The 25,123-nt window shown below is 59.7% G+C and carries 19 protein-coding genes; 16 read left to right on the forward strand and 3 right to left on the reverse strand.

Features of this window, described 5'->3' with window-relative positions:
- The first annotated feature begins 30 nt into the window (after positions 1 to 30).
- Entirely contained in the window at positions 31 to 1,338 is a 1,308-nt protein-coding gene (locus tag H7A77_RS15270) for an MFS transporter (RefSeq protein ID WP_182074372.1), read from the forward strand.
- A gap of 44 nt (positions 1,339 to 1,382) precedes the next feature.
- On the opposite strand, the gene satP is transcribed toward H7A77_RS15270, so the two are convergent.
- The gene (satP, locus tag H7A77_RS15275) at positions 1,383 to 1,982 is read right to left on the reverse strand and encodes an acetate uptake transporter (protein WP_033644189.1); all 600 of its coding nucleotides are present in this window, start codon (positions 1,980 to 1,982) and stop codon (positions 1,383 to 1,385) included.
- Positions 1,983 to 2,307: 325 nt separating this feature from the next.
- Here satP and dnaK point away from each other — a divergent pair, with 325 nt between their 5' ends.
- From dnaK to nhaR, 4 genes are all read left to right on the forward strand, one after another.
- On the forward strand, positions 2,308 to 4,221 hold the full coding sequence (dnaK, locus tag H7A77_RS15280) for a molecular chaperone DnaK (RefSeq protein ID WP_033641815.1): 1,914 nt from the start codon (positions 2,308 to 2,310) through the stop codon (positions 4,219 to 4,221).
- A 106-nt stretch (positions 4,222 to 4,327) separates the two neighbouring features.
- Positions 4,328 to 5,452 (forward strand): molecular chaperone DnaJ, encoded by a 1,125-nt coding sequence (dnaJ, locus tag H7A77_RS15285; RefSeq protein ID WP_004932969.1) that lies wholly within the window; start codon positions 4,328 to 4,330, stop codon positions 5,450 to 5,452.
- 235 nt (positions 5,453 to 5,687) lie between these two features.
- The gene (gene nhaA, locus H7A77_RS15290; protein ID WP_182074373.1) at positions 5,688 to 6,854 is read left to right on the forward strand and encodes a Na+/H+ antiporter NhaA; all 1,167 of its coding nucleotides are present in this window, start codon (positions 5,688 to 5,690) and stop codon (positions 6,852 to 6,854) included.
- Positions 6,855 to 7,046: 192 nt separating this feature from the next.
- Complete coding sequence (gene nhaR, locus H7A77_RS15295) at positions 7,047 to 7,946, forward strand: transcriptional activator NhaR (protein WP_004932962.1); 900 nt, start codon at positions 7,047 to 7,049, stop codon at positions 7,944 to 7,946.
- Between the two features lie 71 nt (positions 7,947 to 8,017).
- Here the strand turns inward: nhaR and rpsT are convergent, their stop codons facing one another.
- Positions 8,018 to 8,281 (reverse strand): 30S ribosomal protein S20, encoded by a 264-nt coding sequence (gene rpsT, locus H7A77_RS15300; protein WP_004932960.1) that lies wholly within the window; start codon positions 8,279 to 8,281, stop codon positions 8,018 to 8,020.
- Between the two features lie 390 nt (positions 8,282 to 8,671).
- Between rpsT and ribF the strand changes: the two genes are divergently transcribed.
- The 5 genes from ribF (at position 8,672) to ispH (ending at position 14,512) form a co-directional block, all read left to right on the forward strand.
- Positions 8,672 to 9,610, forward strand: coding sequence for a bifunctional riboflavin kinase/FAD synthetase (gene ribF, locus H7A77_RS15305; RefSeq protein WP_182074374.1), 939 nt, complete (start codon positions 8,672 to 8,674; stop codon positions 9,608 to 9,610).
- 156 nt (positions 9,611 to 9,766) lie between these two features.
- Positions 9,767 to 12,583: an isoleucine--tRNA ligase gene (gene ileS, locus H7A77_RS15310; protein ID WP_033641818.1), complete on the forward strand. Its 2,817-nt coding sequence runs from the start codon at positions 9,767 to 9,769 to the stop codon at positions 12,581 to 12,583.
- Positions 12,584 to 12,596: 13 nt separating this feature from the next.
- A complete protein-coding gene (lspA, locus tag H7A77_RS15315) occupies positions 12,597 to 13,106 on the forward strand; it encodes a signal peptidase II (protein WP_025301524.1) in 510 nt (169 codons plus the stop codon).
- 1 nt (position 13,107) lies between these two features.
- The gene (gene fkpB / locus H7A77_RS15320) at positions 13,108 to 13,578 is read left to right on the forward strand and encodes an FKBP-type peptidyl-prolyl cis-trans isomerase (RefSeq protein ID WP_016929135.1); all 471 of its coding nucleotides are present in this window, start codon (positions 13,108 to 13,110) and stop codon (positions 13,576 to 13,578) included.
- Positions 13,559 to 14,512 carry a 4-hydroxy-3-methylbut-2-enyl diphosphate reductase gene (ispH, locus tag H7A77_RS15325; RefSeq protein WP_033641819.1) on the forward strand — a complete coding sequence of 318 codons (954 nt, stop codon included), beginning with the start codon at positions 13,559 to 13,561 and terminating at the stop codon, positions 14,510 to 14,512. Before fkpB ends, ispH begins: the two co-directional genes overlap by 20 nt.
- A gap of 272 nt (positions 14,513 to 14,784) precedes the next feature.
- Here the strand turns inward: ispH and H7A77_RS15330 are convergent, their stop codons facing one another.
- Positions 14,785 to 15,711, reverse strand: coding sequence for a LysR family transcriptional regulator (locus tag H7A77_RS15330; protein ID WP_033641820.1), 927 nt, complete (start codon positions 15,709 to 15,711; stop codon positions 14,785 to 14,787).
- Positions 15,712 to 15,902: 191 nt separating this feature from the next.
- Between H7A77_RS15330 and pvcA the strand changes: the two genes are divergently transcribed.
- The 6 genes from pvcA (at position 15,903) to carB (ending at position 25,060) form a co-directional block, all read left to right on the forward strand.
- The gene (gene pvcA, locus H7A77_RS15335) at positions 15,903 to 16,871 is read left to right on the forward strand and encodes an L-tyrosine isonitrile synthase (protein WP_004932937.1); all 969 of its coding nucleotides are present in this window, start codon (positions 15,903 to 15,905) and stop codon (positions 16,869 to 16,871) included.
- Positions 16,872 to 16,966: 95 nt separating this feature from the next.
- Positions 16,967 to 17,830, forward strand: a complete 864-nt coding sequence (locus H7A77_RS15340) for a TauD/TfdA family dioxygenase (RefSeq protein WP_147880099.1) — start codon at positions 16,967 to 16,969, stop codon at positions 17,828 to 17,830.
- A gap of 25 nt (positions 17,831 to 17,855) precedes the next feature.
- Complete coding sequence (locus tag H7A77_RS15345) at positions 17,856 to 19,115, forward strand: glycosyltransferase (RefSeq protein WP_033641823.1); 1,260 nt, start codon at positions 17,856 to 17,858, stop codon at positions 19,113 to 19,115.
- Between the two features lie 263 nt (positions 19,116 to 19,378).
- The gene (gene dapB, locus H7A77_RS15350) at positions 19,379 to 20,200 is read left to right on the forward strand and encodes a 4-hydroxy-tetrahydrodipicolinate reductase (protein WP_042783670.1); all 822 of its coding nucleotides are present in this window, start codon (positions 19,379 to 19,381) and stop codon (positions 20,198 to 20,200) included.
- A 470-nt stretch (positions 20,201 to 20,670) separates the two neighbouring features.
- A complete protein-coding gene (gene carA, locus H7A77_RS15355; RefSeq protein WP_071883584.1) occupies positions 20,671 to 21,819 on the forward strand; it encodes a glutamine-hydrolyzing carbamoyl-phosphate synthase small subunit in 1,149 nt (382 codons plus the stop codon).
- 16 nt (positions 21,820 to 21,835) lie between these two features.
- A complete protein-coding gene (gene carB / locus H7A77_RS15360; RefSeq protein ID WP_025301533.1) occupies positions 21,836 to 25,060 on the forward strand; it encodes a carbamoyl-phosphate synthase large subunit in 3,225 nt (1,074 codons plus the stop codon).
- Positions 25,061 to 25,123 lie beyond the last annotated feature (63 nt).

The raw sequence follows: 25,123 nt of genomic DNA on the forward strand, positions 1-25,123 counted from the left end.
TATTTTTACAGCCTTTACCGACGGTGCCCTATGCCTCACGACACTAATCGCCGGCTGAACCGGCAAGACTACAAAACGCTGACGTTGGCCGCGTTGGGCGGCGCGTTGGAGTTTTACGACTTCATCATCTTCGTGTTCTTCGCCGCCGTGGTCGGCGATCTGTTCTTCCCGGCGGACATGCCGGAATGGCTGCGGCTGGTGCAAACCTTCGGCATTTTCGCCGCCGGCTATCTGGCCCGCCCGCTGGGCGGCATCGTGATGGCGCACTTCGGCGATTTGGTCGGCCGCAAAAAGATGTTTACCCTGAGCATTCTGCTGATGGCGTTGCCGACGCTGGCGATGGGCCTGCTGCCGACCTACGCCAGCATCGGCATCGCCGCGCCGCTGTTGCTGCTGCTGATGCGCGTGCTGCAGGGGGCGGCGATCGGCGGTGAGGTGCCGGGCGCCTGGGTCTTCGTCGCCGAACACGTGCCGCGCCGGCGCATTGGTTTCGCCTGCGGCATGCTGACCGCCGGGCTGACGGTGGGCATCCTGCTGGGATCGGTGGTGGCGACGGTGATCAACACCACGCTTAGCCCGCAGAGCATTGCCGGCGGCGGCTGGCGCATTCCATTCCTGCTTGGCGGCATGTTCGGCCTGGTGGCGATGTACCTGCGCCGCTGGCTGCAGGAAACGCCGATCTTCATCGAGATGCAGGCGCGCAAAGCACTGGCCGAGGAGCTGCCGCTGAAATCGGTGGTGCTCAACCACAAACGGGAAGTGGCGGTGTCGATGCTGCTGACCTGGCTGCTCTCCGCCGGTATCGTGGTGGTGATCCTGATGACCCCGACCTATCTGCAAAAACAGTTCGGCATTGCGCCGGCCCTGACGCTGCAGGCCAACAGCATCGCCACCATCATGCTGATCGCCGGCTGCATCGTCGCCGGTTTGTCGGCCGATCGCTTCGGCGCCAGCAAAACGCTGGTGGTCGGCAGTTTGCTGCTGGCCGGCTGCAGCTGGCTGTTCTATCAGACGGTGGGCGTGCGCCCGGAAATGCTGTTCGCCTGCTATGCGTTGGTGGGTTTCAGCGTAGGCGTGGTGGGGGCCGTGCCGTACGTGATGGTGCGGGCTTTCCCGGCGGAAGTGCGGTTTACCGGCATCTCGTTCTCATATAACGTCTCGTACGCTATTTTTGGCGGTTTAACCCCTATTTTTGTGACGCTGATCATGAAATTAACCCCGTTAGCGCCCGCTTACTATGTGCTGGCGCTGTCGCTAATCGGGCTGCTGCTCGGTGTCTACCTGCATCGCGACCTGAACAGCGAAGCCGGCGAGCGGCGAGCCGGTTCCTACAGCTAAAAAAAAGCCCTGCATTGCAGGGCTTTTTCGTCAGGGGCGGGCGATTACGCCGTGACCGGCGATGCCGCGACGCGGGCCGAGGCCGGTTCGCCAATCGGCAGCACGGTGCGGCCGTATTGCTCGTTGAGCACTTCGGCCATCGCCAGGTAGATGGCGCTGGCGCCGCAGATGATGCCCTCATAACCGGCGAAGGTCAGCAGCGCGTGGTTGCCGGTGATGTTGCCGACGGCCAGCAGGGCGAACAGCAGCGTCAGGCTGGCGAACACGAACTGCAGCACGCGGTTGGCGCCCAGGGTGCCGAAGAACATGAACAGGGTGAAGACGCCCCACAGCGCCAGGTAGATGCCCAACACGTGCGCCTCGGTGGCTTCCGCCAGGCCCAAACGCGGCAGCAGCAGCAGGCCGACCAGGCTCAGCCAGAAGCTGCCGTAGGCGGTGAATGCGGTCATACCAAAGGTGTTGCCCTTCTTGTACTCCAGCAGACCGGCCAGGATCTGGGCCAGGCCACCGAAGAAAATCCCCATGCTGATGATGGCTGAGTTCAGTGGGAAAAAGCCCGCGTTGTGCAGGTTCAGCAAGACGGTGGTCATCCCGAAGCCCATCAGGCCGAGAGGGCCGGGATTCGCCAACTTGTTGGTGTGCATAAGTCCTCTGCGATAACAGAAAATTAACGGAAACAGCGAAGTAAAATCATAAATGGTCTGAATGGCCAAAAAATCGAAGTTTTCCATCAGAGCGCGCGCATCATAATGATCCCCGCAGCCGGAAACAATGATCTGAATGACGATAAAAAAAGAAATTTTTTTTGCTTTGCCCCTTGATGCCGAGCTGGATGGCCCCATCTTATTTGCAACCGCAGCTGCTAACCGCGGGTCGCACTGAGATATCGGGCAGTTGAAAAGCAAAAAATCGCCCGCATATAGGTTAGCAACCTGACTGACTTATGAATTTTTTAGTGGAGACGTTTAGATGGGCAAAATTATTGGTATCGACCTGGGTACTACCAACTCTTGCGTAGCAATTATGGATGGTGCCAAGGCACGCGTGCTGGAAAACGCCGAGGGCGACCGCACCACTCCTTCTATTATCGCATATACCCAGGACGGTGAAACTCTGGTTGGCCAGCCGGCTAAGCGTCAGGCAGTGACCAACCCTGAAAACACCCTGTTCGCCATCAAGCGCCTGATCGGCCGCCGCTTCCAGGATGAAGAAGCGCAGCGCGACAAAGCGATCATGCCTTACAAAATCATCGAAGCCGACAACGGCGACGCCTGGCTGGAAGTGAAAGGCCAGAAAATGGCTCCGCCGCAGATCTCTGCGGAAGTGCTGAAGAAAATGAAGAAAACGGCGGAAGATTACCTGGGCGAACCGGTAACTGAAGCGGTTATCACCGTACCGGCTTACTTCAACGACGCCCAGCGTCAGGCGACTAAAGACGCCGGCCGCATCGCGGGTCTGGAAGTCAAGCGCATCATCAACGAACCGACCGCGGCGGCGCTGGCCTACGGCCTGGACAAAGAAGTCGGCAACCGCACCATCGCGGTTTATGACCTGGGCGGCGGTACTTTCGATATCTCCATCATCGAAATCGACGACGTTGACGGCGAAAAAACCTTCGAAGTGCTGGCGACCAACGGTGACACCCACCTGGGCGGCGAAGACTTCGACAGCCGTCTGATCAACTACCTGGTGGAAGAGTTCAAGAAAGATCAGGGCATCGATCTGCGCAACGATCCGCTGGCGATGCAGCGTCTGAAAGAAGCCGCCGAGAAAGCGAAGATTGAACTGTCTTCCGCTCAGCAGACCGACGTTAACCTGCCGTACATCACGGCAGACGCGACCGGTCCAAAACACATGAACATCAAAGTGACTCGCGCCAAACTCGAGTCGCTGGTTGAAGATTTGGTGGCGCGCTCCATCGAGCCGCTGAAAGTGGCGCTGAAAGACGCAGGCCTGTCGGTTTCCGACATCCAGGACGTGATCCTGGTGGGTGGCCAGACCCGTATGCCAATGGTGCAGAAGAAAGTCGCAGACTTCTTCGGCAAAGAGCCGCGTAAAGACGTGAACCCGGACGAAGCGGTTGCCGTGGGCGCTGCGGTACAGGGCGGCGTGTTGGCCGGTGATGTGAAAGACGTTCTGCTGCTGGACGTTACCCCGCTGTCGCTGGGTATCGAAACCATGGGCAGCGTGATGACGCCGCTGATCACCAAAAACACCACGATCCCGACCAAGCACAGCCAGGTGTTCTCTACTGCGGAAGACAACCAGTCTGCGGTCACCATCCACGTGCTGCAGGGTGAGCGTAAGCGCGCCAGCGATAACAAATCTCTGGGCCAGTTCAACCTGGACGGCATCCAGGCGGCACCGCGCGGCATGGCGCAGATCGAAGTCACCTTCGACATCGATGCCGACGGCATTCTGCACGTGTCTGCCAAAGACAAGAACACCGGTCGTGAGCAGAAGATCACCATCAAGGCGTCTTCTGGCCTGAACGAGGACGAAATCCAGAAAATGGTGCGCGACGCCGAGCTGAACGCTGAAGCTGACCGCAAGTTCGAAGAGCTGGTACAGACTCGCAACCAGGCGGATCACCTGATCCACGGCACGCGCAAACAGCTGGAAGAAGCGGGCGACAAACTGCCGGCGGAAGACAAAACGGCGATCGAAGCGGCGCTGAAAGATCTGGAAGCGGCGGTGAAAGGCGAAGACAAAGCCGAGATCGAAGCGAAGACCCAGGCGTTGGTGCAGGTTTCCGGCAAGCTGCTGGAAATGGCTCAGGCGCAGCAGGCTCAGCAGGGTGCTGACGCCGGCGCGGACAACGCGGCGCAGAAAGAAGACGACGTGGTTGACGCCGAGTTCGAAGAAGTTAAAGACAAAAAATAATCGCCCTTAAGCGGGCACGGGGCGGCGGAGATGCCGCTCCCGGAAACCAGCACGGGCGTCGAGGCAACTCTGCGCCCGTGCACGCATGTTAAGGGTAAGCGAAAGAATGGCGAAGAAAGACTATTACGAGATTCTCGGCGTCAGCAAGACGGCGGATGAACGTGAGATCAAAAAGGCGTACAAACGCCTGGCGATGAAATACCATCCTGACCGCAACCAGGAACAAGACGCCGAAACCAAGTTTAAAGAAGTTAAAGAAGCTTACGAAGTCCTGACCGACGACCAGAAACGCGCGGCTTACGATCAGTACGGGCACGCGGCCTTTGAACAGGGCGGCATGGGCGGCGGCGGCTTTGGCGGCGGCGCCGACTTCAGCGATATCTTTGGCGACGTGTTTGGCGACATCTTCGGCGGAGGCCGCCGTCAGCGCGCCAGCCGCGGTTCCGATCTGCGCTATAACATGGAGCTGACCCTCGAGGAAGCGGTACGTGGCGTCACCAAAGAGATCCGCATCCCGACGCTGGAAGAGTGCGACGTCTGCCACGGCAGCGGCGCCAAGCCGGGCAGTTCGCCGGTCACCTGCCCAACCTGTCATGGTCAGGGCCAGGTGCAGATGCGTCAGGGCTTCTTCACCGTGCAGCAGGCGTGTCCGCATTGCCATGGCCGCGGTCAGATCATCAAAGATCCGTGCAACAAATGCCATGGCCACGGCCGGGTAGAAAAATCCAAAACGCTGTCGGTGAAAATTCCGGCCGGCGTGGATACCGGCGATCGCATCCGCCTGGCGGGTGAAGGCGAAGCCGGCGAGCACGGCGCACCGGCGGGCGATCTGTACGTTCAGGTGCAGGTGAAGGCGCACCCGATCTTCGAGCGTGAAGGCAACAACCTGTACTGCGAAGTGCCGATCAACTTTGCCATGGCGGCGCTGGGCGGCGAGATTGAAGTGCCGACGCTGGATGGCCGGGTGAAACTGAAGGTGCCTTCGGAGACCCAAACCGGCAAGCTGTTCCGCATGCGCGGCAAGGGCGTGAAATCGGTGCGCGGCGGCAGCCAGGGCGACCTGCTGTGCCGCGTGGTGGTGGAAACCCCGGTCAATCTGAACGACAAACAGAAGCAGCTGTTGCGTGAGCTGGAAGAGAGCCTGGGCGGCCCGTCCGGCGACAAGAACAGCCCGCGTTCGAAGAGCTTCTTCGACGGGGTGAAAAAGTTCTTTGACGATCTGACTCGCTAACCTTCTGTTTCTGTTAGCTTATGCGCGAACCCCGGGCTACTGTCCCGGGGTTTTTATTTGCGCGCCAAACCGCTAATCCCTTATATAAATGTGACTTATTCGTGCTTTTAATCGGTTTTTTCGAGCTGTTTAGCATTTATAAACTTATTTTTTCGAGCTAAAACGCCCTCTATACTCACTTCATGACTGTGCTTCGCAGGGCGCTACGCCTTGCTCAGATTTGGAGAGACGTATTGTGACCAACATCATTCGTCAATTTTTACGTCAGGAAGCCGCGGGCGGCATCATCCTGATCGCGGCGGCGATCGTCGCCCTGATCATGGCCAACAGCCCGGCGCAGGGGATCTACCAGGCATTCCTTAACCTGCCGGTGATGGTGAAGGTAGCTTCGCTGGAGATCGCCAAGCCGCTGCTGCTGTGGATCAACGACGGGCTGATGGCCATCTTCTTCCTGGTGGTGGGGCTCGAGGTCAAGCGCGAGCTGATGCAAGGCTCGCTGTCCGGGCGTGACAAGGCGGTGTTTCCGGCGATCGCTGCGCTGGGCGGCATGCTGGCGCCGGCGCTGATTTACCTGTTGTTCAACGGCGCAGATGAAGTTACCCGCCAGGGCTGGGCGATCCCGGCCGCGACCGACATCGCCTTTGCGCTGGGCGTCATGGCCTTGCTGGGCAACCGCGTGCCGACCAGCCTGAAAGTGTTCCTGTTGGCGCTGGCGATCATCGACGACCTGGGCGTGATCATCATCATCGCGCTGTTCTACACCCACGAAGTGTCGATGGTGGCGCTGGGCGTGGCGGCGGCCGCGACGGTGCTGCTGGCGGTGATGAACTGGCGTGGCGTGGGCAAAACTTCGCTGTACATGATGGTTGGCCTGGTGTTGTGGGTGGCGATCCTCAAGTCCGGGGTGCACGCGACGCTGGCCGGGGTGATCGTCGGCTTTATGATCCCGCTGAACGTGAAGAAGGGGCCATCGCCGTCGGAAACGCTGGAGCATGAGCTGCACCCTTGGGTCGCGTTTATGATCCTGCCGCTGTTCGCTTTCGCCAACGCCGGGGTCTCTTTGCAGGGCGTGTCGCTGGAAGGATTGACGTCGCTGTTGCCGGTTGGGATTGCGGCTGGCTTGTTTATCGGCAAGCCGCTGGGGATTTTCCTCTTCAGCCTGCTGGCGGTGAAAATAGGCATCGCCCGTTTGCCTGAAGGCATCGGCTTCAAACAGGTATTTGCCGTTTCGGTGCTCTGCGGCATTGGTTTCACCATGTCGATTTTTATCGCCTCGCTGGCGTTCGGCGAGGCGGATGTGGCGCTCAGCACCTATTCCCGCCTGGGGATCCTGTTGGGCTCCACGGCTGCGGCGGTGGTAGGGTATGGATTGCTGCGTCTGGCGTTGCCGCGCGTGCGTTAATCCTGAATGTGCCCGGTAAGGGCACATAATAAAATGGCTGGTCGGAGCTGTACGGTATAAAATATGTGCAGCTTCGGCCGTTCTTCGTTGGGACTAATGGGGCTATACGTTGTCTGAAGCAGGGAAAGGAAGTTTGTCGCTCGTCACGGCACACCGTTTGCCGCTGCGAAACGTTGTTAAGGAGAGCCGCTCGTGAGGATGTCGCATATCAACTTTAATCACCTTTACTATTTCTGGCAGGTCTGCAAGGCCGGTTCCGTGGTCGGCGCCGCTGAAGCGTTGTTTCTGACGCCGCAGACCATCACCGGCCAGATCAAGGCGCTGGAAGAGCGGTTGGACGGCAAGTTGTTCAAACGCCAGGGGCGCGGGTTGGTGCCTTCGGAGCTGGGGCAGTTGGTGTTCCGCTATGCCGACAAGATGTTTATGCTCAGCCAGGAAATGCTGGATATCGTCAACTACCGCAAAGAGTCGAACCTGCTGTTCGACGTCGGCGTGGCGGATGCGTTGTCGAAGCGGCTGGTCAGCCAGGTATTGGAAACGGCGGTGGTGGTGGACAACGAGCAGATCCACCTGCGTTGTTTTGAATCGACGCACGAGATGCTGCTGGAGCAGCTCAGCCAGCACAAGCTGGATATGATCCTGTCGGATTGCCCGGTGGACTCCAGCCAGCAGGAAGGGCTGTTCTCGCTGAAGCTGGGCGAGTGCGGCATCAGCTTCTTCTGCCGCCAGCCGGCGCCGGAGTTGCCGTTCCCGGCCTGTCTGGAGCAGCGCAAGTTGCTGATCCCCGGCCGCCGCTCGATGCTGGGGCGCAAGCTGCTTAACTGGTTCAATACGCAGGGCATTCAGGTGGAGATCTTGGGCGAGTTCGACGATGCGGCGCTGATGAAGGCCTTCGGCATGTACCACAACGCGATTTTCGTGGCGCCGACGCTGTATGCGCAGGATACCTACAACGATGACAACGTGGTGGAGATTGGGCGCATCGACAGCGTGCAGGAGGAGTATTACATTATTTTCGCCGAGCGCATGATCCAGCATCCGGCGGTGCAGCGGGTGTGCAACAAAGACTTCTCGGCGCTGTTTTCCTGCTAGCGGTTCACTGAACGCAGGGCGTAAAAAAACCGGCCTGAGCCGGTTTTTTTATCAAGCAGATAACGAAATGCTTATTGCATTGCGTTGATGCGTGCAGTCAGGTTTGACTTATGACGCGCTGCTTTGTTTTTGTGGATCAGGCCTTTAGCTGCCTGACGGTCCACCAGTGGCTGCATTACCAGGAATGCATTTTGTGCTGCTTCTTTGTCGCCAGCTGCGATAGCTGCGTCTACCTTCTTGATGAAGGTACGCACCATTGAGCGACGGCTTGCGTTATGCTTGCGGCGTTTCTCAGACTGTACGGCGCGTTTCTTAGCTGATTTGATATTAGCCAAGGTCCAACTCCCAAATATATTCTATTGAGGACAATTCAAAGGCCGAGGAATATGCCCTTTTAGCCTTCGTTTGTCAATGGATTTGTGCAAATAAGCGCCGTTTGTACAGGCGGCACTCGCTACGTTGTGATGGCGCAGGATTTTACCAGCTTCGCTCTTGGGAATACAGTGTTTCGCGAGAAAATTCGCCAATGATTTGCCGCGGCGGGCGCAAGCCGTTGGCCGCGGTCGAGAATCGGCCCGGCGGCGCGGGATAAACTGCGGTGAAGCCGTTTCACGCGCAGATTATCTCCGGTATGGTATGTCTATTACATAAAGGCACCAATCGCGGGTTAACCTTACCGGCTGTACAAGGTATAATCCGCCGATTTCCACTGTTTTGAGCCAGCTATGGAGCTAATTCGCGGCATTCACAATATCCGGGCGCGCCACCATGGTTGCGTGCTCACCATCGGCAACTTTGACGGCGTACACCGCGGTCATCAGGCGCTGCTGGAGCAGTTGAAGCAACAAGGGCAACGCCTCGGGCTGCCGGTGATGGTCATGATCTTTGAGCCGCAGCCGCTGGAGATGTTCGCCGCAGACAAGGCGCCGGCCCGTTTGACGCGCCTGCGCGATAAGGCCAACTATCTGGCGCAGGCGGGCGTTGATTACCTGCTGTGCGTCAAGTTCGATCCGCGTTTGGCCGCCAACACCGCGCAGGCGTTCGTCGCCGAGCTGCTGGTGGAGAAGCTCGGCGTCAAATTCCTGATGGTGGGGGATGATTTTCGCTTTGGCGCCGGGCGTCAGGGCGATTTTCCGCTATTGCAGCAGGCCGGAAAAGAGTACGGCTTCGACGTGGTCAGCACCCCGACCTTCCGCGAAGGCGACCGGCGCATCAGCAGTACGGCGATCCGCACTGCGCTGAGCGAGGACGATCTGCCGCTGGCGGAGACCCTGTTGGGCCACCCGTACAGCATCTCCGGGCGCGTGGTGCACGGCGATGAGCTGGGCCGCACCATCGGCTTCCCGACCGCCAACCTGCCGCTCAAGCGCCTGGTGGCGCCGGTGAAAGGGGTGTATGCGGTGGAGGTGTACGGCCTGGGGCCGCAGCCGCTGCCGGGCGTGGCCAACATCGGCACGCGCCCGACCGTCGCCGGCGTGCGCCAGCAGCTGGAAGTGCATCTGCTGGATGTCACAATGGATCTTTACGGGCGCCATATTGAGGTGGTGCTCCGCGCAAAATTGCGCAATGAACAACGGTTTGCTTCGCTCGATGCCCTGAAGCAGCAAATCGCCAATGATGTGGTGACGGCCCGGAAGTTCTTCGGGTTAAAAACACTGGTTTAATCGTTTACCCTAAACAATTCGAGTTGCATCGCGGCGGCAACCGCGCGAACCCCGATGAGCTTGCACAGGCAAGTGATTCGGGTGAGAAAGGGCGGCCGACAAAGATGCAGCTTGAAGTGTGACGGGTAAATAGCCGAAAACGGAAACGAGAATCTCATGAGTGACTACAAGAATACCCTGAACTTGCCGGAAACAGGGTTCCCGATGCGCGGCGATCTCGCCAAGCGCGAGCCTGGCATGCTGCAACGTTGGTATGAACAGGATCTGTACGGGATTATTCGTACTGCCAAAAAGGGCAAAAAAACCTTCATTTTGCATGACGGCCCTCCGTATGCGAACGGCAGCATTCACATTGGTCACTCGGTTAACAAGATTCTCAAAGACATTATCATCAAGTCGAAAGGGATGGCCGGCTTCGACTCGCCTTATGTGCCGGGTTGGGATTGCCACGGCCTGCCTATCGAACTGAAGGTTGAGCAGCTGTACGGCAAACCGGGCGAGAAGCTGACGGCGGCCGAGTTCCGCCAGAAGTGCCGCGAATACGCGGCCGAGCAGGTTGAAGGCCAGAAGAAGGACTTCATCCGCCTGGGCGTGCTGGGCGACTGGGATCGTCCATACCTGACCATGGACTTCAAAACCGAAGCCAACATCATCCGCGCGCTGGGCAAGATCATCAGCAACGGCCACCTGCTGAAAGGCGCCAAGCCGGTTCACTGGTGCACCGACTGCGGCTCGTCGCTGGCGGAAGCGGAAGTGGAGTATTACGACAAGACTTCGCCGTCGATCGACGTGTCCTTCCATGCGGCCGACGCGGCTGCCGTGGCGGCCAAGTTCGGCGTGAGCCACTTCAACGGCGCCATTTCGCTGGTTATCTGGACCACCACGCCGTGGACCTTGCCGGCTAACCGCGCGATCTCTCTGCACCCGGACTTCACCTATCAACTGGTGCAGGTTGACGGCCAGTGCCTGATCCTGGCGGCCGAACTGGTGGAAAGCGTGATGAAACGCGCCGGCATCACCGAGTGGACGGTGCTGGGCAGCTGCAAAGGCGCCGATCTGGAGCTGCTGCGCTTCAAACACCCGTTCATGGACTTCGACGTGCCGGCAATCCTCGGCGAGCATGTGACCCTGGACGCCGGTACCGGTGCGGTGCACACAGCGCCGGGTCACGGCCCGGACGACTTCGTGATCGGCCAGAAATACGGCCTGGAAGTGGCCAACCCGGTAGGGCCGAACGGCTGCTACCTGACCGGCACCTACCCGCTGCTGGACGGCAAGTTCGTCTTCAAGGCCAACGATCTGATCGTCGATCTGCTGCGCGAGAAAGGCGCGCTGCTGCACGTCGAGAAGTTCCTGCACAGCTATCCATGCTGCTGGCGCCACAAGACGCCAATCATCTTCCGCGCCACGCCGCAATGGTTCATCAGCATGGATCAGAAAGGCCTGCGTCAGCAGTCGCTGGAAGAGATCAAGGGCGTGCAGTGGATCCCGGATTGGGGCCAGGCGCGCATCGAGATGATGGTGGCCAACCGCCCGGACTGGTGCATCTCGCGTCAGCGCACCTGGGGCGTGCCGATGTCGCTGTTCGTGCACAAAGAGACCGAGCAGCTGCACCCGCGCACCGTTGAGCTGATGGAAGAAGTGGCCAAGCGCGTTGAGCAAGACGGCATTCAGGCCTGGTGGGATCTGGACGCGGCCGACATCCTCGGCGCGGAAGCCGCCGACTACGTGAAAGTGCCGGATACGCTGGACGTGTGGTTCGATTCCGGTTCTACCCACGCCTCCGTTGTCGACGTGCGTCCTGAATTCAACGGCCACGGCGCCGACATGTATCTGGAAGGCTCCGACCAACACCGCGGCTGGTTCATGTCATCGCTGATGATTTCCACCGCGATGAAGGGCAAGGCGCCGTACAAGGAAGTGCTGACCCACGGCTTCACCGTCGACGGCCAGGGCCGCAAGATGTCCAAGTCGATCGGCAACACCGTCAGCCCGCAGGACGTGATGAACAAGTTGGGCGGCGACATTCTGCGTCTGTGGGTGGCGTCGACCGATTACACCGGCGAGATCGCGGTGTCCGACGAGATCCTCAAGCGTTCCGCCGACTCTTACCGCCGCATCCGCAACACCGCGCGCTTCCTGCTGGCCAACCTGAACGGGTTCGAGCCAAGCACCGATTGCGTGGCGCCGGAAGACATGGTGGTGCTGGATCGCTGGGCGGTCGGCCGCGCGCTGGCGGCGCAGCAGGATATCGAGCAGGCTTATGCCAACTACGATTTCCACGAAGTGGTGCAGCGCCTGATGCAGTTCTGTTCGGTCGAGATGGGCTCCTTCTACCTGGATATCATCAAGGATCGTCAGTATACCGCCAAGAGCGACAGCGTCGCCCGCCGCAGCTGCCAGACCGCGCTGTATCACATCGTCGAAGCGCTGGTGCGCTGGATGGCGCCGATCATGTCGTTCACCGCAGACGAGATCTGGGGCTTCATGCCGGGCAAACGCGCGCAGTACGTGTTCACCGAAGAGTGGTACGACGGCCTGTTCGGGCTGGCGGAAGGCGAGCCGATGAACGACGCTTTCTGGGCTGAGCTGCTGAAAGTGCGCGGCGAAGTGAACAAGGTGCTGGAGCAGGCGCGTGCGGACAAACGCCTCGGCGGTTCGCTGGAAGCGGCGGTGACGCTGTATGCCGACAGCGAGTTGGCGGCGCGTCTGAACAGCCTGCAGGATGAGCTGCGCTTTGTGCTGCTGACCTCCGCGGCAAGCGTTGCGCCATTGGCGGAGGCGCCGGCCGACGCGCAGGCCTCCGAGCTGCTGAAAGGGCTGAAGATCGCCTTCAGCACGGCGCCAGGTGAGAAGTGCCCGCGCTGCTGGCATTACACCACCGATATCGGCCTGGTAGCGGAGCATGCAGACATCTGCGGCCGCTGTGTGAGCAACGTCGCCGGTGACGGCGAGAAGCGTAACTTTGCCTGAGAACTTGCGCCTGATGAGTAAACCAATTTGTTCGACCGGCCTGCGTTGGCTGTGGGTTGTAGTGGCGGTGCTGGCGCTGGATTTCGGCAGCAAACAGTGGATCCTCGCTAACTTTACGCTGGGCCAGTCCCAGCCGTTGATCCCGTCGTTCAACCTGTTTTACGCGCGCAACTACGGCGCCGCGTTCAGCTTCCTGGCCGATCATGGCGGTTGGCAACGCTGGTTCTTCGCCGGCATCGCCATCGCCATCGTCGCGGTGCTGCTGGTGATGATGTACCGCAGCGCGGCGCAACAGAAGCTGAACAACATCGCCTACGCCTTTATCATCGGCGGGGCGTTGGGCAACCTGTTCGATCGCCTGTGGCACGGTTTCGTGGTCGATTTCATCGACTTTTACGTCGGTGACTGGCACTACCCGACCTTCAATCTGGCGGACAGCTTTATCTGCGTGGGCGCGGCGATGATCGTGCTGGAAGGTTTCCTGTCGCCGGCGAACAAAGGCGCAAAGAGCAAAGGTGAGTAATATGACGGCTCAGGTTATCAGTGACAGCGCGGTGCTGGTTCACTTTACGCTGAAACTGGAAGACGGTTCGACCGCCGAATCCACCCGCAGCAGCGGCAAACCGGCGCTGTTCCGCCTGGGTGACGGCAGCCTGTCGGCGCCGCTGGAAGAGCAGTTGCTCGGCCTGCGCGCGGGCGACAAGCGCGCCTTTACCCTGCAGCCGGAAGCGGCGTTCGGCGCGGAGAACCCGGATCTGGTCCAGTTCTTCTCGCGCCGCGACTTCGCGGAAACCGGCGTGCCGGACGTGGGCACCATCATGCTGTTTACCGCGATTGACGGCAGCGAAATGCCGGGCGTGGTGCGCGCGGTGGCGGAAGATTCGATCACCGTCGATTTCAACCATCCGCTGGCGGGCCATCCGGTGACCTTCGACATCGAAGTGCTGGAGATCGATCCGCAGCAGGAGGAGACGCATGCAAATATTGCTGGCTAACCCGCGCGGCTTCTGCGCCGGGGTTGATCGTGCGATCAGCATCGTGGAACGCGCGCTGGAGCTGTATGGCGCGCCGATCTACGTACGGCATGAAGTGGTGCACAACCGCTACGTGGTCGACAGCCTGCGTGAGCGTGGCGCCGTGTTTATCGAAGAGATCGCCGAAGTGCCGGACGGCTCTATCCTGATCTTCTCGGCGCACGGCGTGTCTCAAGCCGTGCGCGCCGAAGCCAAGGCGCGCGATCTGACCATGCTGTTCGACGCCACCTGTCCGCTGGTGACCAAGGTGCATATGGAAGTGGCGCGCGCCAGCCGCCGCGGCACCGAAGCGATTCTGATCGGCCATGCCGGGCACCCGGAGGTGGAAGGCACCATGGGCCAGTACAGCAACCCGCAGGGCGGCATGTACCTGGTCGAATCGCCGGAAGACGTGTGGAAGCTGCAGGTGAAAGACGAAAACAACCTGTGCTTCATGACGCAGACCACGCTGTCGGTTGATGATACCTCGGACGTGATCGATGCGCTGCGTCAGCGCTTCCCGAGCATTATCGGTCCGCGCAAGGATGACATTTGCTACGCCACCACCAACCGTCAGGAAGCGGTGCGTAACCTGGCCGGCGATGCGGACGTGGTGCTGGTGGTGGGGTCGAAGAACTCTTCCAACTCTAACCGTCTGGCCGAACTGGCGCAACGCGTGGGCAAACCGGCTTATTTGATCGATTCGGCGGCGGATATTCAGGAAAGTTGGCTGAGCGAAGCGCGCAACATCGGCGTCACCGCCGGCGCTTCGGCGCCGGACGTGCTGGTGCAGGAGGTGATCTCTCGCCTGAAAGCGCTGGGCGGCGTCGACGTGCATGAAATCAGCGGGCGTGAAGAGAACATCGTGTTCGAAGTGCCGAAAGAGCTGCGCGTGGACGTCCGTCAGATTGACTGAGGTGCGTGAGCGAATGACAACGGGGAGCTTAGGCTTCCCGTTTTTTTTGGGAATGCCAACGGCATTAAAAATAAAATGCTGAGCATATTCAAATTTTCTGCTAACTAAAGCCAAATTTATTCTGAGTATTTGAAATAGCGGTGGCGCTATTAATTATATAGGCTGAATGAAGTCATTAAATAGAATATCATTAGGCTGCAATCTAAATAGGGCCTGGTGTCGTCAACGTGATTACAATAATTACAATAGTGGTCTTGCAGATGTTTCTTATTTTATTCTTGTCGAATCTGTTCTAGGTCGTTTAATCCTTTCTCCTTTAAATAGAGCTTCATATGCTCCAGCAATCGCCGGACTTTTAATGGCTGGATCTCCCGTCGCGGCATAATGGCATAGCAATTAATTTCCGGTAATCGCCAGTCGGGCAATATTTCAATCAGCTCGCCGCTGCGCAACTCTCGCTCGACGTTGGCGAAGAAATTGCGAATGATGCCTTTGCCGGTCAGCGCCAGCTCCTTCATCGCCATGCCGCTGTTGGTGAACAGTCGCCCGGTCATGCGCATGCGGTGCTCGCCGCCGTCGCGATGGATCAGGCGAACAAACTGCGGATTGCCGAGCGGCGTAAAGGTGACCCAGTGATGTTGCGTCAGCGCCTGCGGCGAATCCGGCACCCCGTAGTTCGCCAGGTAGGCCGGGGAGGCGCACAGCACTTCGCGGCAGCGCGCCAGCCGCGTGGAGACGTAGCTGGAGTCAGCCAGCGCGCCGCCGCGTATCGCCAGATCGATGCGTTGCGCGATGAGGTCTATTCTCTCATCGTGGATTTCCAACCGCAGCGTGATGCGCGGGTGTTCGTCGAGGAAGCTCTGCAGCGCCGGCACCAGATAATGGGTGGCGAATTCGGTCGAGGTGGCGACGCGCAGTTCACCGACCAGCTCGCCGCGCAGCGCGGCGATCCGCTGTTGCCCGCGCTCGGCGGCGTGGATCATCAGCAGACAATCTTCATAAAAGCACAATCCGGCTTCGGTCAGGCTCAATGAGCGCGTCGATCGCAACAGTAATTGAATACCCAGATGTTCCTCCAGCTGGCGAATATGCTGGCTGACGGCCGATGTCGTCATGCCCAATTCTTTTGCCGCCATGCTGAATGCGCCACAATCGACCACTTTTGAGAAAATGGCCATGCGTTTTAAAATATTGCTCATAGTTTGTTAAGCACAACTTAACCTAGATTGTGAGTTATACGGGCTAATAATATAGCACCATCTTTCCTATATTGCCTGAAGCATATAAACGCCGGGCTGATTATTATTTTGCATGCGCTTTATCTCTTTTTGATAAATCTTATTGCGCTTGCCAATAATACACCCGCGCCACATCGCAACAGGAGCTCATTGTGGATAGCGCACAGAAAAAAGAAGAGATAGCATTAAAAATCCTACGTGAATTATTGCAATATCGACGTCGCCTCATCGCCGACGATGCTTCTCTGGCTGAAGAGGAGCGGCAGGTCACTCAGGTGCAATTGCCGCGCATTCGGGCATTCATTGAAAACGACCAGCGCATCGAATTCGTGCTGCCGGCTTTTCCGACCAAGTCACCCAACGCCAATAAGGTGATAGGCGCGGTGCCGGACATGGCGGAGCGGCTGTCGCTGATCTTCCTCAACTCGCTGTGCCAGCGCATTCAACTCTATTACCCGCCGGGCGCGCATATCGTTATCTGTTCCGACGGCCACGTGTTCGGCGATCTGATCCGCGTCAGCGACGAAGCGATCAACCATTATCAACGTGAGATTGAAAGCCTGCTGCATGAAGTGGGCGCAACCCACCTGAGCGTGTTCAACCTTGGCGATGTCAAAGGCCTGGCGGAGCATACCGATGACTACGATCTGCTGCGTCGGCTGTTGGTGGACGGTTATGCCGAATCGGAAGAGGCGATCAAGCGTCAGCTGATGCAGGACGAGCAGGGATTAATGCTGTATCGCGCCATCACGCGCTTCTTGTATGAAGACAGCCTCCTGCCGGGCTACAGCGGTTCCAACGCCGCGCTGCAAAAAGACGCCAAACGGCGCGCCTGCGGCGTTATCCAGCGCAGCTGGGCCTGGGGCAACCTGCTGGCCCAGCATTTCCCGGCGGCGATCCGCCTGTCGATTCACCCGCAGCCGGCCGACAGCCTGAAGATAGGCATCCACATGATGCCGACCAAAGACGACTGGCTGACACCGTGGCATGGCGTGGCGGCCAACGTGAACGGCCAGTTCGTGCTGATGAAGCGTAAAGACGCGCAGAGCCTGGACGGCGAGTTGGTTGAGATCCGCGGCACGCCGAGCCATTACCTGATCGAACAACCGCAGATGGCCTGAGGCCGCTGCATGCTTTTGCGCCCGAAATCCTGACGGGCGCCTTTTTGACGGCACGTTGCCGTGTGAGCAGCACATTCGATGCAAGGAGAATCACCATGAACAACCAACCGCTTAATTGCCACATTCAACCGAACACCCCGTTCGGCGCGATCCTGACGCCGGAGCATCCGGGGCAAAAGGTCAGCGAGCTGCCGGTGGCGGCGCTGCGAGCGCTGGCGCAGGAGCACCACTTGCTGGTGCTGCGCGGGTTCGACTCCGGTTTCAGCGAGCCGGAAGTCCTGACTCGCTATGCCGAACAGTGGGGCGAGATCATGATGTGGCCGTTCGGTGCGGTGCTGGACGTGAAGGAACATCCGGACGCCAAGGATCATATCTTCGACAGCAGCTACGTCCCGCTGCATTGGGATGGCATGTATAAGTCGACCATCCCCGAGTTCCAGTTATTCCACTGCGTGGCGGCGCCGTCGCCGGACGAAGGCGGATGTACCACCTTCGTCGACACCACGCGCTTGCTGGCCAATGCGGACGAAGCGTTGCTGGAGCAGTGGCTGTCGGTGTCTATCACCTACCGCATCAAGCAGGTGGTGCATTACGGCGGCGAAGTCTGTTCGCCGCTGGTGGTGCAGCACCCGAACGGAAGAGGATTGATCATGCGCTACAATGAACCGCCGACGGAGGGAAAAAAATTCCTCAACCAGCATGCGCTGGAATATCACGGCGTGCCGGCGCAGCAGCAGGAACAGTTCCACCGTACTCTGCAGCAGCACCTGTACGATCCGCGTCACTATTATGCCCACCAGTGGCAACAGGGTGACGTGGTGGTCGCGGACAACTTCTCGCTGCTGCACGGTCGCGAGGGCTTTACCGCCCGTTCCGCGCGTCATTTGCAGCGCGTGCATATTCAAAGCAATCCGGTGTGCGCCAATCTGGCGCTGAAGCCGGCCAACGCAGAAGCTTAAAAGGAGCATTATGGCAAGGATACTGATGGCGGCGGTCGCCACTCCGGGGCACGTCTACCCGATGTTAGCCATCGCTCGCCACCTGATCGCCCAAGGGCATCAGGTGCGGGTGATGACCGGCGCGCTGTTCCGCGAACGCGCCGAAGCGGCTGGGGCGAGCTTCGTGCCGTTCGACGCGCAGGTGGACTTCGACTATCGCCACCTGGAGGCGCATTTCCCCGAGCGCGCCGCGCTGCCGCCGGGCAATGCGCAGATGGCGCTGGCGCTGAAAGATTTCTTCGCCGCGCCGATCCCACTGTTGGATCGTCAGCTGCGTGCGGCCATCGCCGCCGAAAAGACCGATCTGCTGATGGTGGAGAACTGCTTCTACGGCGTGCTGCCGCTGCTGCAGTCCGCCGAACGGCCGCCGGTCTTCGGGATCGGCGTCACGCCGCTGTCGTATTCTTCGCGCGACGCCATTTTCTATGGCCCGCGCATCCCGCCGGCGCTGCTGCCGCGGGCGCTGACCCGCGAGCAATTGGTGGATGAAGCGACGCGGGTGTTGCTTGATGAGGTGCAGCAAAGCTTTGATGCCGCGCTGGTGCAAGCGGGCGGGCGGCCGCTGAATCGCCCGTTTACCGATGCGTTGATCGGCGGCTGCGAGCGTTTCCTGCAGTTGGCCACCACGGCGCTGGAATATGAGCGCGACGACCTGCCGAGCGGCGTGCGCTTCGTCGGGCCGCTGCGCAGCGGTGGTCAACCGGCCGCGGAAGAGGCGCTGTGGGAGGAGGACGATCGTCGGCCGCTGGTGATCGTGTCTCAGGGCACGCTGGCCAATGTCGATCTGCATCAGCTGATCGTGCCGACGCTGCAGGCGCTGGCGCATCTGCCGGTGCGGGTGTTGGCCACCACCGGCGGGCGGGCGACCGAAGGGCTGATGGACGCATTGCCGGACAACGCCCGAGTGCGGGCGTTTATCTCCTTCGAACACTGGTTGCCGCAGGCGGCGCTCTTGATCACCAACGGCGGTTACGGCTCGATCAACTATGCGCTGGACAGCGGCGTGCCGCTGATTGTCGCCGGCACCGGTGAGGACAAGCTGGAGGCGGCCGCGCGCGTGGTGGCCGCCGGTTGCGGCATCAGTCTGCATACCAGCACGCCAAGCGCGGAACAAATACTGGCGGCAGCGACGCGCATTCTGCAACAGCCGATCTATCGCCGGCGCGCGGCGCTGGTGCAGGAGGACTATGCTCGCCACGATGCGCTGACGGCGATAGCCAACGAAGTGGCCGCCATTACCGCTTGACCCCGCCGCACTCCGTTCCTCAGGCGCCGTTTTCGGCGCCTTTTTTCTGCATTTTCTTGCAATGAAAACTGCATGATTATGTACAATCGTCGCAGGTCGCCAAATCGGTTGAATGTTAATCTCACGACAGCGCCGCTGATGAAAGAAGCGCAATATCATAATTTTCTAATTATGAAATGAATCCTCTGGCGGCGCCGCAGCGGGGCAGTTACCCTGAATCGATAGGTTAATGGGATACGCGTTACATCAAGAAGAGAGCAAGCATGAAAGATTCACAAATCCGCATTGCGATTGCGGGCGCCGGCGGCCGGATGGGCCGTCAATTGATCCAGGCGGTGCAGCAGGCGGAAGGCGTGGTGTTGGGGGCGGCGCTGTCGCGCCCGGGCTCGAGCCTGGTCGGCGTTGATGCCGGCGAGCTGGCGGGCATCGGCGCGCTGGGCGTCAAGGTGAGTGACAGTCTGGATAAAGTGGCGAGCGAGTTCGATATTTTGATCGACTTCACCCGTCCTGAAAGCACCCTGGGCTACCTGGAATTTTGCGTGGCGCACCATAAGGCGATGGTGATCGGCACCACCGGCTTCGATGACGCCGGCAAACAGGCGATCCGCGATGCGGCGCAGCATATCGGCATCGTGTTTGCCGCCAACTTCAGCGTCGGCGTCAATCTGGTGCTGAAACTGCTGGAGAAGGCCGCGCAGGTCATGGGCGACTATACCGATATCGAAATCGTTGAGGCGCACCACCGGCACAAAGTGGATGCGCCGTCGGGCACGGCGTTGGCCATGGGCGAAGCGATCGCCGGCGCGCTGGGGCGCGATCTGAAAAGCTGCGCGGTCTATGCGCGCGAAGGCCATACCGGCGAGCGCGATCCGAAGAGCATTGGCTTCGCCACCATTCGCGCCGGCGACATCGTCGGCGAGCACACCGCGATGTTCGCCGACATCGGCGAGCGGGTGGAAATCACTCACAAGGCCTCCAGCCGCATGACTTTCGCCAGCGGCGCGGTGCGCGCGGCTTCCTGGCTGCGGAGTCGGGATAAAGGTCTGTTTGATATGCGTGACGTGCTGAGTTTGGACCGGATATAACTAAACTGAATACCATCGTGATGTGGTTGTGTTGATCATAATGCTATGATAATAGGGCAATAATTTTATTGTCCTTTTTTTTAACATGATAAATATCGTTTTGATGTTGTTTCATTGTCAAGGCTGGTATTTGTTTATGTTTACCTTGCTAATTATCTGCTTTTTTTCCACCGTCGGCTTTTTTAGCGTCTTTTTTGGTCCATTCCGACGCCGTTTTCCGTCATTCCTCCCCGCAACCGTTTTCCAGCCCCGGTTTTCTGTGTTTTTATGGCAGCTCAAGCCGCTTGGGCATCGAGAACTGCAAAAATAAAACAAAAAATGGCGGTTTGGGTAGACAAGCGGAACACTCATCATTAAAATGCGCCCAATTTGCCAAAAATTGGCCTCGCGGACGGTTTTTGCATTGATTTAGATCGCGATATCTGAATTAATATGCAAATATTGTGATTGATTATTCCTCGGAGGATGTTTTGATAAAGTCAGCGCTATTGGTTCTGGAAGACGGAACCCAATTCCACGGTCGGGCCATCGGGGCAGAGGGAACGGCAGTGGGGGAAGTGGTCTTCAATACGTCGATGACCGGTTATCAAGAAATCCTCACTGATCCTTCCTATTCCCGCCAGATCGTTACTCTTACTTATCCTCATATCGGCAATGTCGGCACCAATGCTTCCGACGAAGAATCCTCCGCAGTACACGCCCAAGGCCTCGTCATTCGTGACCTCCCGCTGATCGCCAGCAACTACCGCAGTGAAGAAAGCCTGTCCGACTACCTCAAGCGTCACAACATCGTGGCGATCGCCGATATCGATACCCGTAAGTTGACTCGCCTGCTGCGCGAAAAAGGCGCCCAGAACGGCTGCATCGTCGCCGCCGATTCGCCGGATGCCGCGCTGGCTCTGGCCAAGGCGCAAGGTTTCCCGGGGTTGAAGGGCATGGATTTGGCGAAAGAGGTCACCACTCAAGAGGCCTACAGCTGGCAGCAAGGCAGCTGGACGCTTGAAGGCGACCTGCCGGAAGCCAAAACCGCCGCGGAACTGCCGTTCCACGTGGTGGCTTACGACTACGGCGCCAAGCGCAACATCCTGCGCATGCTGGTGGATCGCGGTTGCCGCCTGACCGTGGTGCCGGCGCAGACCCCGGCCGACGAGGTGCTGAAAATGAATCCGGACGGCATCTTCCTGTCCAACGGCCCGGGCGACCCGGAGCCGTGCGACTACGCCATCGCCGCCATCAAGCAGTTCCTGGAAACCGACATTCCGGTGTTCGGCATCTGTCTGGGTCACCAGCTGCTGGCGCTGGCCAGCGGGGCGAAAACCATGAAGATGAAGCTCGGCCACCACGGCGGCAACCACCCGGTGAAGGATCTGGACAACAACACGGTGATGATCACCGCGCAGAACCACGGCTTCGCCGTCGATGAAAACGACCTGCCGGCGAATCTGCGCGTGACGCACAAATCGCTGTTCGACCACACGGTGCAGGGCATTCACCGCACCGACAAGGCGGCGTTCAGCTTCCAGGGGCACCCGGAAGCCAGCCCAGGCCCGCACGACGCCGCGCCGCTGTTCGATCACTTTATCGAACTGATTGAGACTTACCGTTCTAACGCCAAATAATCAGGAGCAGTAAAAAATGCCAAAACGTACAGACATAAAAAGCATCCTGATCCTCGGCGCTGGCCCGATTGTTATCGGCCAGGCGTGTGAGTTCGACTACTCGGGCGCCCAGGCGTGTAAAGCGCTGCGCGAAGAGGGCTACCGCGTCATTCTGGTCAACTCCAACCCGGCGACCATCATGACCGACCCGGAAATGGCCGATGCGACCTACATTGAGCCGATCCACTGGGAAGTGGTGCGCAAGATCATCGAAAAAGAGCGTCCGGATGCGGTTCTGCCGACCATGGGCGGTCAGACGGCGCTGAACTGCGCGCTGGAGCTGGAGCGTCAGGGCGTGCTGGCCGAGTTCGGTGTCACCATGATCGGCGCGACCGCCGATGCCATCGACAAGGCCGAAGACCGCCGCCGTTTCGACGTGGCGATGAAGAAAATCGGTTTGGATACCGCGCGTTCCGGCATCGCGCACACCATGGAAGAAGCGCTGGCGGTAGCCGCTGACGTCGGCTTCCCGTGCATCATCCGTCCTTCCTTTACCATGGGCGGCACCGGCGGCGGCATCGCCTACAACCGCGAAGAGTTCGAAGAGATCTGCGAACGCGGTCTGGACCTGTCGCCGACCAACGAGCTGCTGATCGACGAATCGCTGATCGGTTGGAAAGAGTACGAGATGGAAGTGGTGCGTGATAAGAACGACAACTGCATCATCGTTTGCTCCATCGAAAACTTTGACGCCATGGGCATCCACACCGGCGACTCGATCACCGTTGCGCCGGCCCAGACCCTGACCGATAAGGAATACCAAATCATGCGCAACGCCTCGATGGCGGTGCTGCGTGAGATCGGCGTTGAAACCGGCGGCTCCAACGTGCAGTTCTCGGTTAACCCGAAAACCGGCCGCCTGATCGTCATCGAGATGAACCCGCGCGTGTCGCGCTCTTCGGCGCTGGCGTCGAAAGCCACCGGCTTCCCGATCGCCAAGATCGCCGCCAAACTGGCGGTGGGCTATACCCTCGATGAGCTGATGAACGACATCACCGGCGGCCGCACCCCGGCGTCGTTCGAGCCGTCCATCGACTACGTCGTGACCAAGATCCCGCGCTTCAACTTCGAGAAGTTCGCCGGCGCCAACGATCGCCTGACTACCCAGATGAAGTCGGTCGGCGAAGTGATGGCCATTGGCCGCACTCAGCAGGAGTCGCTGCAGAAAGCGCTGCGCGGTCTGGAAGTGGGCGCCACCGGCTTCGATCCGAAAGTGAGCCTGGACGATCCGGAAGCGCTGACCAAAATCCGCCGCGAGCTGAAAGACGCTGGTTCCGACCGCATCTGGTACATCGCCGACGCCTTCCGCGCCGGTCTGTCGGTCGACGGCGTCTTCAACCTGACCAACGTCGATCGCTGGTTCCTGGTGCAGATTGAAGAGCTGGTGCGCCTGGAAGAGCAGGTGGCAGAAGCGGGCATCAACGGCCTGGACAAAGACTTCCTGCGCACGTTGAAGCGCAAGGGCTTCGCCGATGCGCGTCTGGCCAAGCTGGCCGGCGTCGCCGAGAGCGAAATTCGCAAGCTGCGCCACAGCCACGGCCTGCACCCGGTGTACAAGCGCGTGGACACCTGCGCGGCGGAATTCGCTACCGACACCGCCTACATGTACTCCACCTATGAAGAAGAGTGCGAGTCCAACCCGACCAACGACCGGCCGAAAGTGATGGTGCTGGGCGGCGGGCCGAACCGTATCGGCCAGGGCATCGAGTTCGACTACTGCTGCGTGCACGCTTCGCTGGCGCTGCGTGAAGACGGTTACGAGACCATCATGGTCAACTGCAACCCGGAAACCGTCTCCACCGACTACGACACCTCGGACCGCCTGTACTTTGAGCCGGTGACCCTGGAAGACGTGCTGGAAATCGTGCGCATCGAGAAACCGAAAGGCGTTATCGTGCAGTACGGCGGCCAGACCCCGCTGAAGCTGGCGCGCGAGCTGGAAGCCGCAGGCGTGCCGATCATCGGCACCAGCCCGGACGCCATCGACCGTGCCGAAGACCGCGAACGCTTCCAGCAGGCGGTCAACCGCCTGGGCTTGAAGCAGCCGGCCAACGCCACCGTCACCGCCATCGAGCAGGCGGTCGAGAAGGCGGCGGGCATCGGTTATCCGCTGGTGGTGCGTCCTTCCTACGTGCTGGGCGGCCGGGCGATGGAAATCGTCTATGATGAAACCGACCTGCGCCGCTACTTCCAGACCGCGGTCAGCGTGTCCAACGATGCGCCGGTGTTGCTGGACCGCTTCCTGGACGACGCGGTGGAAGTGGACGTCGATGCTATCTGCGACGGCGAGCGCGTGCTGATTGGCGGCATCATGGAGCACATCGAGCAGGCGGGCGTGCACTCCGGCGACTCCGCGTGTTCGCTGCCGGCGTACACCCTGAGCCAGGAAATTCAGGACGTGATGCGTCGCCAGGTGGAAAAACTGGCGTTCGAGCTGCAGGTGCGCGGCCTGATGAACGTGCAGTTCGCGGTGAAGGACAACGAAGTTTACCTGATTGAAGTTAACCCGCGCGCCGCGCGTACCGTGCCGTTCGTGTCCAAAGCGACCGGCGTGCCGCTGGCCAAAGTGGCCGCGCGCGTGATGGCGGGCAAAACGCTGGTTGAACAGGGCGTGACCGAAGAGATCATCCCGCCGTACTACTCGGTGAAAGAAGTGGTGCTGCCGTTCAACAAATTCCCGGGCGTCGACCCGATTTTGGGGCCGGAAATGCGCTCTACCGGGGAAGTGATGGGTGTGGGCCGCACCTTCGCGGAAGCTTTCTCCAAAGCGATGCTGGGCAGCAACTCGGGCATGAAGAAACAGGGCCGCGCGCTGCTGTCGGTGCGCGAAGGCGACAAGGCTCGCGTGGTCGATTTGGCCGCCAGCCTGCTGAAGCAGGGCTTTGAGCTGGACGCGACCCACGGCACCGCGGTGGTGCTGGGCGAAGCGGGCATCAACCCGCGCCTGGTCAACAAGGTGCACGAAGGGCGTCCGCACATTCAGGACCGTATCAAGAACGGCGAGTACACCTACATCGTCAACACCACGGCAGGCCGTCAGGCGATTGAGGACTCCAAGCTGATTCGCCGCAGCGCCCTGCAGTACAAGGTGCACTACGACACCACGCTGAACGGCGGCTTCGCCACCGCGATGGCGCTGAAAGCGGATCCGACCGAGCAGGTTACATCGGTGCAGGAAATGCACGCGCGTATTGGTAAGTAACCGCGCGAGAACGCTACGCCAGGGCGCTGCAGATGCAGCGCCCTTTTTTATTCAGTGAATTTG

The organism is Serratia sp. ME47 (assembly GCF_903970925.1).
Taxonomy (GTDB): Bacteria; Pseudomonadota; Gammaproteobacteria; order Enterobacterales; family Enterobacteriaceae; genus Serratia; species Serratia ureilytica.